The following is a 13,148-nucleotide window of genomic DNA, read 5'->3' on the forward strand; positions in this document are numbered from 1 at the left end:
ATCTGTTCAAATTTAAAAATTATATTATACTTTTGAACAGTTCGGTTTTAGGGGAAGCTTACAGTTTACTTTTTGACTTTTAATAAAAACACCACATTTAAAAAAATTGCTGAATTAAAACTATGAATAAGAAAAAAATATCCGCTTTTTACTTAACAGTAGTTTTAACTATTTTGACAAATATTCCCGTCCTAGGTCAAGAAATAAGAGAAAGTAACATAATTGAATCTCACGAAATTTCATCTGAAAATCAAGATTACCTAATCAAAATTACTTTCCCACCTAATTATGATAACAAAAGAAGTTATAATGTTCTCTATTATCTAGATGCGTGGTTTATATCAGATCTTGTGACAGGTTCGTATAATGTTTTGAATAGATGTGAATACGTAGAAGATATTGTTTTAATAGGAATTTCGATTGAAGGAAACGAATTTGACTTTAATAAACAAAGAGTCATGGATTTCACACCTACCAAATATAAATTAAGTAAGAAATTTAAAACTTTAATTTCAAAAGGTAATAAGCTAATATTAAAATCAGGATCTGGAGAAAATGCAGTTCTAAAAAGCTCTGAAACGACTGGTGGAGCAGATAATTTTATTGAATTCCTATCAGGGAAATTATTTCCTTTTATAGAAAAAGAATATTCTAATTTAAATAAAAGAAAAGGTCTTTTAGGACATTCACTTGGTGCACTTTTTGGCACATACTTAATACAAAAAAAATCGAACCTTATAGATGATTATATCTTAATTTCTGGATCTCATAATTGGAATGAAAATGAGATTCTAAAAAAAGAATTGTTTGACGAATTTAAAAAATCGTCAGAATTTCATCAGCTATTTTTAAGCTATGGAAAATCAGAAATTAAAAGAACAACCGAATCAAATGAAAAATTGAATACTATTATAGAAAGTCTTGATAAAAATAATTAAAATTATGGTCTAAAAGCCTATGAAGCAGCTAATCATCATTCAATTTTACCAAGAGCTATTTATGATGGATTACTCTTTACATATAAAAAATAACTACTGCCAACGTTGTAAACCATTTGAACAAACCAATGAAAATACTCTTTTGCGATAGCGTAAATGACAAAAAAGAAGTCGAACCTTTTTACCAAACAGAATGTGACTCTGCCAAAAATAATGGATTTGAAACAGAAGTATTCAGTTTTGAGGAACTCTCTGACGAAAACATAGATGTTTCGCTACTATTAAGTAAATTTTCAGTTTCAATTCCATTATAAGGAAGAAATCCGTTTATTTAAAGTATGTCCGTTTTTTTTAAATTCAGAATACTCTTGCTTGGGATTTGAATTAATACACTAAAATATGTTTTCTAATCAATTATTAATATTTTTACCAATCAAATATATTTACAAAATGAAAAAAGTAATATTAACATTTACAACATTTTTAGTTTTGATATTGGCAATTTCATCTTGCGATTGGGCTAAGGATAAGACCAAAAAAACCTTAAACAAAACAGGGGAAATCGTTGGAAAAACAGGTTCTGAATTTGGCAATGGTATTTATAAAGGAGTTAAAAAAACCTTTGAAAATGACGTAAAAATTTCAGATCAACTCAAAGCAAAAGGACTTGAACTTGGCGAGATCGTAATAAATTCGTCAGACTCAGCTACTGATAACGTCTTAACCGCTTATGTTATATTTAATGATAACTTTGACCAAGAAATTGTCATTAAAATCTTTAATGAAAACGGGAAAGAATATGGCAGATTAAAAGAAAAACTAAATGGTGAAAAGGGAGATGCCAAACATTTTGACTTTACTTTCGACAAACGCGTAAATATAGGGATGAAGGGAAGTATAAAAATTGAGCAAATAGATTAAGTACACTTACTACCAGAAAAATGCATATTTATATGACGAAATTAGAACTGAAATTATTCCTTGTACATTTAGAAAAACAAAGAATTTCTAAAGAAATGAGATATTTTTAGCCACTGTAAATCCTATATACGAACTTTTGTCTTACACTGAATTAAATGACTAACGACCAAAACCGAATAAACCAGTTATCCGAAAAGCTAGAAATCCTTCTGAGAAGACAAGACCAATTTTCAAAAGAAATACGCACTTTACAGAGCGAAATCAACAACTTAAAAACCTCAGAGTCTGAAAATACATCTGAAAGACAAAAAATAAAAAAGGAAAAGGCGGAGACTGCAATTAATTTCGAAATAAAAAAAGAGAACACAAAACCAGAATACCAAGTCCAGCAAAGGCAGACAGAAAAAAAACAAGATGACCATATTAATTCAAAAGTTGCTCAGCCTGCAAAAATAAGAGTTGACCTTGAAAAGTTTATTGGTGAAAACCTAATCAACAAAATTGGAATTGCCATTACCATAATTGGTGTAGCAATTGGAGCGAAGTATTCTATTGAAAACGATTTAATAAGTCCACTCACAAGAATTATTTTGGGATACCTTTCTGGTATAGGACTCTTGGCATTTGGGATTAAACTAAAGAAAAAATACACCAATTATAGTGCTGTATTGGTAAGTGGAGCTATTGCAATTCTATATTTTATCACCTTTTCTGCTTATAGTTTTTACAGCCTAATCCCTCAATCCTTTGCCTTTTCCCTAATGGTAATTTTCACTGCGTTTACTGTTTTAGCAGCTATTAATTACAACAAGCAAGTGATTGCACATATTGGACTGGTAGGTGCATATGCCGTACCGTTTCTATTAAGTGATGGTTCAGGTCGTGTTGCTGTGCTATTCAGTTATATGGCAATAATCAATGTTGGAATTCTTATCATTTCATTTAAAAAGTATTGGAAACTTTTGTATTACTCGGCTTTTGGATTGACATGGCTCATTTACTTTATATGGTACAATTCAAATTACCAAATCAATGAGCATTTTGGTTTAGCCTTGACTTTTCTTTTCCTGTTTTTTGTAACATTTTACCTGACATTTCTCGCTTACAAATTGCTCAAAAATGAAAAATTTGGAAAGGCAGACATCCTTTTAATATTGGCAAATTCTTTTATTTTCTATGGTATTGGCTATGCTATTCTTATTAGTCATGAAACAGCTGAGGAATTTTTAGGACTGTTTACCTTGAGCAATGCTATCGTTCATTTTATTGTAAGTGCTATAATTTACAAGCAAAAATTGGCGGACAAAAATCTGTTTTATCTAATTGTCGGTTTGGTATTGGTTTTCATAACTATAACAATTCCTGTGCAATTAGATGGTAATTGGGTAACACTTTTGTGGATAGGAGAAACAGCATTGCTATTTTGGATTGGCAGAACCAAAAATATTGCCATTTATGAAAAACTTGCTTATCCACTGCTATTTTTGGCGTTTATCAGTATTATTCACGACTGGACAACGGTTTACGACACCTATAATCCCGAAAATCCTGAAACGAAAATCACACCGCTACTGAATATTAATTTTCTTACTTCAATAATTTTTATTTCAGCTTTGGGATTCATTAATTTTCTGAATCTGAACAAAAATTATCCTTCATTCCTAAAATCGCAAAAATGGCTCTCAAGTCTTATTTCATTTTCTATTCCTGCTATTTTTCTTTTCACACTTTATTATGCCTTCCGAATAGAAATAGCCACCTATTGGGAACAACTTTACACAGATTCTAAGATTGCCATAAATACTGAAGAAGCAAACTATTCTAATTATAATTTGAATTATGACTTGATTAGATTCAAAACCATGTGGATCATCAATTACTCTTTGCTTTTTCTTTCTTTATTAGCTTTTGCTAACATCAAAAAAATAAAAAATCAGCAATTGGGATTGATAAACCTTGGCTTAATTGCAATAAGCATTGTTGTGTTTTTAACCCAAGGACTTTATGTTTTGAGTGAATTGAGAGAAAGCTACTTGGAACAGACTTTATCGGAATACTATCAAAGAAATATTTTTAATGTCGGATTCAGATATATTTCTTTTGTATTTGTTGCCTTAGCGTTTATTTCCTGCTACAAATCTCTGAGACAAAATTTTATACAACGAAATTTCAATAAGGCATTTGACTTTTTGTTATACATCTCCATTTTATGGGTTGCCAGTAGTGAACTGATCAACTGGATGGATATAGTTGAAGCAAAGCAATCGTATAAACTCGGATTAAGTATTCTCTGGGGTGCTTATTCCCTACTCCTGATTGTAATGGGAATTTGGAAAAAGAAAAAGCATTTGAGAATCGGAGCTATCTCGTTGTTTGGAATAACGCTCATTAAGCTATTTTTCTATGATATTTCACACTTAGATACCATTGCGAAAACCATTGTTTTTGTATCCTTAGGTGTTTTACTTTTAATCATCTCATTTTTATACAACAAATACAAGAATATTATTTCTGATGAAACACAGCCTTAAAATTTTAAACTGTCTGCTCCTATTAGTTTTAGCGACTTCGGCTCATGCACAGATAGAAGATTACGAGTACAAGCGCGAACTAAAAGGAGTCAATGAGCAATGGCACAAGGTTATTTTACCAAATGAGATTTTTAGTAAAACAAAACCAAACCTCGCAGACCTGAGAATTTTTGGGTTTACAGAAAATAACGATACCATTGAAACGCCCTACCTTCTGCAACTCACTACCGAAAAAAAATCTATTAAGGAAGTTGCCTTTGAAATACTCAATACATCTCACAACGAAACCGGCCATTTTTTCACTTTCGGAATTCCAACCAAAGCCACCATTAACCAAATTAAATTGAAATTCGAACAAGAAAACTTCGACTGGCAAATTTCGCTGGAAGGCAGTCAAAACCAAGAAGAATGGTTTACTGTGGTTGAGGACTATCGCATCCTGTCCATCAAAAACAATCTGACTGATTTTCAGTTTACTAAGTTGACTTTTCCAAATTCAAATTACCGTTTTTTCAGGCTTCATATTGAGAGTAAAGAAAAACCAGAATTGAAATCAGCAAGTTTCAAAAAACTAGAAGTAATTGATGGCGAGTTCAGAAATTACATGATTAATGAAATCAAAACTGTAGAAAATAAAAAAACCAAGCAGACAGAAATTGAGGTAGAATTAGAATTGCCCGTTCGTGTCAACTATTTTAAAATCGGAGTTTCCGACACCTTTAATTATTACCGCCCCATTACCATAAAGTACCTGTCTGACAGTATCAAAACAGAAAAAGCTTGGAAATACAATTATAGCACATTAACCTCAGGGACATTAAATTCATTAGAAGAAAACGAGTTTAAGTTTAAAAGTACGACTCTACAAAAACTGAAAATATTCATAGAGAATCACGACAATCAACCTTTAAAGATAGATTCTATTGAAGTGAAAGGACCTCTACATCAAATTTTTGCTCGGTTCACAGCACCGGCGACTTATTTTTTGACCTACGGAAACAAACAAGCAACGAAACCATTTTACGATATTAGCCACTTTACCGACAATATTCCAGAAAGCTTAACTGCATTACAATTGGGTAAAGAACAAATCATTGAAAAAGCTTCATCTACAAAGAAAGGACCACTTTTCAAAAATAAAATATGGTTGTGGGGAATTATGACTCTCATTATTTTACTGCTTGGTTGGTTTTCAATAAAAATGATAATGAAAAAATAATTGAATATTTAAAATATAAGTTACTCATTTAATGGGATTGTGTTTTTCTTATTAGCAGTCGCCTTAAAGATTGATCAATATTCAGAATAAGCTTGGCCTTTCTAACCACCATTTTCGCTTGTCAGAAATTTAGGCTCAGCAATGAAATTAAGTTCAAGTTTTTTCGTTTCGATTATATATTTGATTTGATATTTGTCACTCAATTAGTAAACGAAAATATTTAGGTTTTTATGTAATTCTATTTTCCCGTCTATAAATTGCGTTTCTAACGATTCAACTGATTTTCGGTAAACCTTGTGTAATAGTCTTGACAATAAACTGTGGCGGATATAAATCGAATTTTGAACTCTTTCTTTACAATAACCAAAAAGTGAGAGTTTTTCAATCAGCTGTAAAAACCATAAAAGATTATAACAAATGTTAAGCTTATTTTGTTCCCCATTCGCCAATAAATTCAAATAGGTTTTGATTTATTTCGCTACTAAAGTTCTTCCGCATAAAATGATCTGACTCCTTCAAGACTTTAAGGCTTATGTTTTTTTTATTTTTGTACCTATCATTTAACCTGTGGTGGTTCTCTATTGGTACCTTTATATCCGAACCTCCATGGATTAAAAGCACAGGTGTGTCTGTATTGGATAAGTTTGCCATGGAATTAGAAACTTCAGTTTTAAGGTTTTTAAAATACCCTAGATTAACACTAAAAGTTTGATTATTTATACCTATAAGCTTTGTATTGTCTTCATTATATAAAGTATCTACAAGTACTAGTTTTTTTTCAGAATTAACAGCAGGCTTCTCCATTCTTTCCATCTGATCAAGAAATTGATTCCTGTAAGATTTAGCCCTTTTCTCGTTGTTGTCACAAATTTTATATTTGTTAAAAAACACATCCGCTTTCATTTGTATGGGATCCATGAATACTCCTCCATACGCAATTATTCCTGAGATATCTAAACTATAATTTAATTGGTTAATGGCGACCGTTACACCTTCAGAAAAGCCAAATAGAATTATCTTCTTGTCCTTTAATAAGGTATCACTTTTAAGCTTTTGAAGTAAACCATGAACGTCTTTTATATTATCTGTTACATCAAAGTATTTATCAGTTGTAGATCGCGTATTCAGCTTATCATATTGCAAAGTTGAGTAGCCTAATTGGTATAAATTGTCTGAAACCTCATCAAACAGCTTGAATTCTTTTCTAAAGTACTTTTTATAATAACAATCTAAAGATTGACTGAAACTCACTTTACTTTCTATATCTGGTGTCCCTGACCCATGAACCAAAACCACCAAGAATTCGCTATCAGGGTTATATTTCAAAATGGTTTTCACGTCTTCGATTGGAGAGTTATCCTGACCATAGAATAAGCCAGAATAAAGTGAAAATAATATTATGAATGAATATTTAATCAAGTCAGGTATTTTGAAATTAAGCTTAAGAGTCTTCTTCAATATCGATTCCTAACGAACAAATTAGTAATTATTTTTCGATTATTAATTTTAATCCCAGGAAATCCTGAAATTTCGGCTTTTATCACAAACTCTGCAATGAGTGATAAGCCTTATGCCTGTTTCACAACTCAATTTCTTTTATAAAAAATGATAGGATTCAAAAGTTTGGAATTGATTATCTGTTAGGGATGCAAGGAAAAAAGACCTATCAAAAGAAATTATTTATGTCGATGGTAATTATAAAGTCAAAATAGCAATGGAGCCACCATGACTTTAATCCCAAAGTCTCATTATTGTCCGATAGGATCATGAAAAAAGTAAACTAATATTAAGCAAAACGGTTAACACTATTGTAGGAAAGGTCAATATCAATTATGATTTTAAACTTTCTAAGTTTTCCCGTTGCAATTTCTGATGTTTCCAGGATTCAAGTCAGAAATAAAAATGAAAACCTATAAATCAAAAATTCCTTTCATCGTTACCAATGAAAGGAATTAATTAAATCTTTATAATCTAACAGCCTAAATCGATTATTTAGGACTATTCAATTTGAAAACTTTCAATTGTTTATCAAAACATTATTCGCTATTCGCTTTTAAAAGTAATTATAAACTACGCTTAAATCGCTGCCAAAAACTTTGTTTTTCAACACCATAGCCATAGCCGTATTTGTTTCCATAGCCGTAATTGGCGATTTTCACATCATTAAGGACAAAACCAATATCTTTCAGTTTGCCATCAGATTTTGAATCGTTGACAAAATCAATCAATTGTTTTTCAGTAAAACCAGCCCGAACTACATATAAAGTCAAGTCCGAATGTTTGTTGATCAAGAAGGTGTCGGAAACCAACATCACTGGTGCTGTATCAACAATTATATAATCATAAGTTGTATTGGCTTTCAATTCTTTAAAAAGCAATTCTGCGCGATCGGTTCGCCATAGTCTGGCAGGATCTGGTGCAATAATTCCAGAAGGCAACAAGTCAAGACTCTCGTGTAAACCAGAAGGCTTAACCAATTCATCCAGCTCTAAATCTGGATCGACAAGGTATTCACTTATACCTTTATAGTCTTTGGTCTCTATAGCGTAACGTTGTAACTGTGGGTTTCTTAAATCCGCACCAATAACCAAAACCCTTTTTCCAGCATTGGCCAAAGTCAAGGCCAGATTGAATGAGATAAATGTCTTTCCTTCTCCTTTAATCGTAGAAGTCACAAAAATCATATCGGCGAGATTTTTGTTTCTTTTAGCTTCCAATAAATACTGCATATTGGTATGCAATATTCTAAAAGCTTCGGACAATACAGAACGGTCATTTTTTTGAATCAGTTCATTGTCCTTTCTCCCCAATCGTGGTATTTCTCCAGCCAACGGGATATCATGAGTCGTATCTTCCAGATCATCCTGATCATTCACTTTATTATCGAGTACATATTTCAAATAGATAATAATAAATGGAATGATGATTCCCAAAACAAGGGCAACCAGTAAAATTATATTTTTCTTCGGGGATACGGGTTCATAACTTGTAAACGCCCGATCCACAATTTTGGCTTTGGGAGCCGTAACCGCTAAAGACAAGCTGGTTTCTTCGCGTTTTTGAAGTAAAAACAAGTATAAGGCTTCCTTAATATTTTGCTGGCGTTCTATACCTCTATATTCTTTTTCTTTACTTGGAATGGAAGAAATTCTAGATTTTAAAGCCGAGGCTTCTTCTGCCAGATCAGCTTTCATAATTTCCAGATTTTGCTTCATTCGGCGCAAGCTTTGTAAGACATTGGCTCGTAGTTGGTCGATTTCTCTATTCAGAGAAATGACCACCGGGTTTTTCTCCGATGAATTTCTTAAGATCCGGTTGCGCTCCAGGACCAATTTATTAAATTCATCAATCACAGAATTTACGCCTTCTTCTTTGATGCCCAAATTGGCTGGTAACAAGTCCGTATCATTTTCTGAAACGACATAGTCAATCATGGCTTCACTGAGCGCCAATTGTGTATTGACTTTTTGCAACTCCTTATTGAAGTCACTAGCATTGGAAATAAAAAGTTCGGACTCCGCTTTAATATCAGTCAACTGATTGGCTTCTTTAAAGTCTTCCTTGCCGGTTTCCACAGAATCCAATTCTTCGGTGATGATATTGAGTCGCCCTTCTATAAATTTCGCGGTATTGATCGCAACCATATTTTTATCTTCTATGGATTGCTTGTTGTATTCAAATATCAACTGGTCAAGTATATCTCGGCCGCGTTCCTTAATCGGATCATTCAGACCAAGCTCTATAAAACTAGAATTTTCACTTGTCAATTCCACAATAATTTTTGCTCGATATGAACCTGCAGTTACTGCTTCAGAACTGAAATGAACTCGTAGTGGCTTTTCTGCAGTAAAATCATATAATGAATCTACCTCTTGTCGCTCGAAGACTAATGTTCCAAAGTCCAGATCAACAGGTTCTCCGTAATTGGCTTGAACCGATTTTTCGGTTTCAATATTAAATATTTTTAAATCTTTACCACTTGATTTGTATAATTCATAAGCATGACCCTTAGATAATATCTCTTCATTTTTGACCAGTATATTGGTTTTAATCGGAGTATTATTGTAAAGTTCTACATCTTTTAATTCACCTTCTATAAAATAACGAACATTCAACTGTAATGCATTGACGACATTGGTGATCAATTTTCTAGACCACAGAATACCGACTTCATTATCCAGATTATTGGTACTCATACCGCTCAATATGCCCATATCTTCAAAGCTGGAAAGCTCCGACATTACGCCACCGCGTTTTTCATCTTTTATGATGATCGTAGCTTTAGAATGATAAACAGGGGTGGAATACCTTAAATAGAAAAAAGCAATTAATACACATATTATAACACTGATGATAAACCAGGGCCAATATTTAAGATACCTTGCCAGAGCATCTCTTAAATTTACATCATCTTCTTCAAAAAACTGAGCCTGTTGCTTTTGGGGTTGTGACTTCATTTATCTGGCAATCAATACGGTTAATGACACTAATACGGAGGCTATCGATATATAAATCGAAGCATTTCGGTTGTAGGTTGAGGATTGTCTTTGGGCACGATTGGGCTCCACATAAACCACATCGTTTTGCTTCAGGTAATAATACGGTGAATTGACCACCTCAGCTTGAGTTAAGTCTAAATATTCATAGGATTTTGACCCGTCTTCTTCACGAACCACCAAAACGTTATCACGTTTACCATAAATCGTCATGTCACCTGCTAAACCGAGTGCCTTTGGTACGGTTAAGTATTCATCACCAACAGTAAATGTACCTGGGCGATTCACTTCTCCCAACACACTCACCTGGAAATTTACAATTCTGACATTGACAATCGGATTGTCTACATACTCGTCTAAACGGTTCTGCAGGTTTGCGGCTAAGTCGATTCGGGTAAAGCCTTGCACCTTAATTCTGCCCAATACTGGAAAATTGATGAAACCTTCACCATCCACCAAATAAGGCTGCAATTGCGGCTGACCGCTAGCTCTTAAAATAGCTTCTGAACCATCGCCAGCTCTAATTCCAACCACAGGAAGATTAAAAGGACGAGCTGCTTGCAAATCATAAGCATTGACCGTGATGGTAATTAGGTCATTGGGTTTAATTTCTAAGTTATTGATAGAAGCATTGGTTTTTAAATCGATTTCCTGCATATTCTGGAAATAAGCGATTTTTTCACGGGACACACAAGAAGTGATTAACACTGAGCCAATTATGATTAAACACAGTCGTTTGAAGCCGTTTCGGAATTTCATTTGGTCAAATTTTTTGCTAATATAATATTTCTAGGTAATATTTTGTAAATTGTTTATCTAGATTGCAGTTTTTAGCCACACTTTTTAATAATATACATTTCTTTGAAAATCTGAGATCTTCAGTTCTTGGCTTTTAGCTCTTGGCTCTTGGCTTTTGGTTCTTGGCTCTTGGCTCCTGGTTCTTGGCTCCTGGTTCTTGGCTCTTGGCTCTTGGTTCCTGGCTCTTGGCTCTTGGTTCCTGGTTCTTGGCTCCTGGTTCTTGGCTTCAAGCTCTAGGCGCTTCATTTCAAAACAAATTCAAAATTAAAAATTCAAATCTCCCTCTCATCAAAAACCACTCACTAATCTCAACTTCAGCTTTTAGCTCTTGGCTCTTGACTTCAAGCTCTAAGCGCTTCATTTCAAAACAAATTCAAAATTCAAAATTCAAATCCCCCACTCTCCCTATCAATTCAAATCTCCCTCTCATCAAAAACTACTCACTAATCTCAACTTCAGCTTTTAGCTCCTGGCTCTTGACTCTTGGCTTCAAGCTCTAAGCTTTAGTCGTTCATTTCAAAAGCAAAAAAATTCAAAATTAAAAATTCAAAATTAAAAAACCCCCACTCTCCCCATCAATTCAAATCTCCCTCTCATCAAAAACCACTCACTAATCTCAACTTTAGCTTTTGGCTTTTGGCTTCAAGCACTAAGCGCTTCATTTCAAAACAAATTCAAAATTCAAAACTCAAAATTTAAAATTCAAAACTCAAAACTCAAAATTCAAAATTCAAAACCCCTCGCTACGCACTGCGCTTGCCTTTAATGACAATCGTATGTATAATTTTGAAAAAGTAACGCACATCGGTTTTTAAGGGAGATTTCAAATAGGCTTCTAGATAACGAATTTCAGAGGCTTGTATGTCTTCTATGGTTTCAGGCATGTCAGCATAAAAAGGTGGTAATAGACCTGGTTTAGCAAGGGTTCTGAGTTTTTTTAAATCACTGTCATACAAACTCATATAGTGTTTACTCAGTGGTCGTACACCTATGATTTTCATTTCTCCTTTGCAAAGATTGATAAACATTGGCAACTCGTCTAGCCAGTATTTTCTAAAAAACGAGCCTAAGGTAGAAATCCTAAAATCATTGTTCAGCTTCCCGCCTTTTGCCAGATTATTCTGTTGATAAACGTAATCCTGAATATATTCAGAATAAGCATGCATGGTTCTAAATTTATAAACATTGATTAATTTACCATCTTTACCTATTCTCGGAAGCTTAATTAAAAATCCATAATTAGGATTATGAACCACAAACTGTGGGGCGCTTACCTTTTTAGCAACAAAATACATTTGGTTATTGATCTCCGCTTCTTCAATTATTTGAAAACCACAATACACCAAACGACCTAAGATTTCAGTTCGTGACAAGACCTGACGCTTTCCGCCTGATAAATAATAATACAACTTGCTTGTGATTTTCAGTTTGGGGGTGATTCGTGTCAAAAAGACATCCAGGCAATAATAGATCCAGTTGAAAGGTTTAGGGAATTTTTTTAGAATACGATGTTTTCTAACCGAATAAGTTTCAACGTAATTGACAAATAGCCCACCGTGAGGCAATTTTTTATTGACTTCTCTGAAATAGGCATTAATATCTTTAAAGTCATTGATCCGCTTCAGGTTAATCAATTCGTCAGCGGGTTCTAAACTTTCTACATTGAACATGGTATTGGTTGCCAAAACCGCAGTATTAGGATTCAACACCACGTGTTTTGTGATGAAGTCATAAGCCACTTGTCCAACAGTATTTAGGATGAGTTGTGCTTGGTTCGGCATTGTAATAGATTAATTTTATTCAAAGTTAAAACTATCTTAACAGATATCAAAACATAAAATAATATAGTATTTATTTTTTGGGTTTTTGTTTTGATGAAAAAGATTAAGATTATGTTTAGAATTAATATAAAACCAAAAGAATAGCTAAAATTAACTGGTCTAGTCTTTACATCTGTTGTTTTATTGCGCTTTTGCTGAATATGCGTTTGTGTACCTCCTAAAGTCGATTTCCATTGATGAATAGGCTTCTACATTCTTTTTTTGCATCGCCCAAAAAAAGAATCAAACCCCGAAGCGTCGGGGCTAGGCGAATTTTAAAATACTGGAAATTCTGAAAAAAAATCTAAAATAATAAGTTGTCAGTTCGAGTGTTTAATACGACCGGCAAGGACGTAATAAATGTATCGAGAACTAAGTTGGAATCACTTCTCGATACTATTTTCCTGCTGCTGACCGCATCAGTA

10 protein-coding genes are annotated in these 13,148 nt (G+C 33.4%); 5 read left to right on the forward strand and 5 right to left on the reverse strand.

Annotated elements, in window-relative coordinates; all coding sequences use genetic code 11:
• The first annotated feature begins 122 nt into the window (after positions 1 to 122).
• The 5 genes from EIG86_RS12780 (at position 123) to EIG86_RS12800 (ending at position 5,609) form a co-directional block, all read left to right on the forward strand.
• Positions 123 to 938 (forward strand): alpha/beta hydrolase, encoded by an 816-nt coding sequence (locus EIG86_RS12780; RefSeq protein ID WP_127846577.1) that lies wholly within the window; start codon positions 123 to 125, stop codon positions 936 to 938.
• 128 nt (positions 939 to 1,066) lie between these two features.
• Positions 1,067 to 1,252, forward strand: a complete 186-nt coding sequence (locus EIG86_RS12785) for a hypothetical protein (protein ID WP_127846578.1) — start codon at positions 1,067 to 1,069, stop codon at positions 1,250 to 1,252.
• 136 nt (positions 1,253 to 1,388) lie between these two features.
• Positions 1,389 to 1,859 (forward strand): hypothetical protein, encoded by a 471-nt coding sequence (locus EIG86_RS12790; RefSeq protein WP_127846579.1) that lies wholly within the window; start codon positions 1,389 to 1,391, stop codon positions 1,857 to 1,859.
• A 155-nt stretch (positions 1,860 to 2,014) separates the two neighbouring features.
• Complete coding sequence (locus tag EIG86_RS12795; protein ID WP_127846580.1) at positions 2,015 to 4,390, forward strand: DUF2339 domain-containing protein; 2,376 nt, start codon at positions 2,015 to 2,017, stop codon at positions 4,388 to 4,390.
• Entirely contained in the window at positions 4,374 to 5,609 is a 1,236-nt protein-coding gene (locus EIG86_RS12800) for a DUF3999 family protein (protein WP_127846581.1), read from the forward strand. The genes EIG86_RS12795 and EIG86_RS12800 overlap by 17 nt, the downstream gene beginning before the upstream one ends.
• A gap of 426 nt (positions 5,610 to 6,035) precedes the next feature.
• Here the strand turns inward: EIG86_RS12800 and EIG86_RS12805 are convergent, their stop codons facing one another.
• From EIG86_RS12805 to EIG86_RS12820, 5 genes are all read right to left on the reverse strand, one after another.
• A complete protein-coding gene (locus EIG86_RS12805) occupies positions 6,036 to 7,028 on the reverse strand; it encodes an alpha/beta hydrolase family protein (protein WP_127846582.1) in 993 nt (330 codons plus the stop codon).
• Between the two features lie 644 nt (positions 7,029 to 7,672).
• On the reverse strand, positions 7,673 to 10,066 hold the full coding sequence (locus EIG86_RS12810; RefSeq protein WP_127846583.1) for a GumC family protein: 2,394 nt from the start codon (positions 10,064 to 10,066) through the stop codon (positions 7,673 to 7,675).
• On the reverse strand, positions 10,067 to 10,864 hold the full coding sequence (locus EIG86_RS12815) for a polysaccharide biosynthesis/export family protein (protein WP_127846584.1): 798 nt from the start codon (positions 10,862 to 10,864) through the stop codon (positions 10,067 to 10,069).
• A 119-nt stretch (positions 10,865 to 10,983) separates the two neighbouring features.
• A complete protein-coding gene (locus EIG86_RS14140) occupies positions 10,984 to 11,133 on the reverse strand; it encodes a hypothetical protein (RefSeq protein WP_157983139.1) in 150 nt (49 codons plus the stop codon).
• Positions 11,134 to 11,646: 513 nt separating this feature from the next.
• Positions 11,647 to 12,684 (reverse strand): sugar transferase, encoded by a 1,038-nt coding sequence (locus tag EIG86_RS12820; protein WP_127846585.1) that lies wholly within the window; start codon positions 12,682 to 12,684, stop codon positions 11,647 to 11,649.
• Positions 12,685 to 13,148 lie beyond the last annotated feature (464 nt).

Source organism: Psychroflexus aestuariivivens (assembly GCF_004010055.1).
In the GTDB taxonomy this organism is placed as follows: domain Bacteria; phylum Bacteroidota; class Bacteroidia; order Flavobacteriales; family Flavobacteriaceae; genus Psychroflexus; species Psychroflexus aestuariivivens.

Bases quoted from the DNA above. Each gene is read 5' to 3' on its own strand.
- EIG86_RS12790 (WP_127846579.1), top strand. From the start codon at position 1,389: ATGAAAAAAGTAATATTAACATTTACAACATTTTTAGTTTTGATATTG.
- EIG86_RS12800 (WP_127846581.1), top strand. From the start codon at position 4,374: ATGAAACACAGCCTTAAAATTTTAAACTGTCTGCTCCTATTAGTTTTA.
- EIG86_RS12785 (WP_127846578.1), top strand. From the start codon at position 1,067: ATGAAAATACTCTTTTGCGATAGCGTAAATGACAAAAAAGAAGTCGAA.
- EIG86_RS12795 (WP_127846580.1), top strand. From the start codon at position 2,015: ATGACTAACGACCAAAACCGAATAAACCAGTTATCCGAAAAGCTAGAA.
- EIG86_RS12815 (WP_127846584.1), bottom strand. From the start codon at position 10,864: ATGAAATTCCGAAACGGCTTCAAACGACTGTGTTTAATCATAATTGGC.
- EIG86_RS12810 (WP_127846583.1), bottom strand. From the start codon at position 10,066: ATGAAGTCACAACCCCAAAAGCAACAGGCTCAGTTTTTTGAAGAAGAT.
- EIG86_RS12820 (WP_127846585.1), bottom strand. From the start codon at position 12,684: ATGCCGAACCAAGCACAACTCATCCTAAATACTGTTGGACAAGTGGCT.
- EIG86_RS12780 (WP_127846577.1), top strand. From the start codon at position 123: ATGAATAAGAAAAAAATATCCGCTTTTTACTTAACAGTAGTTTTAACT.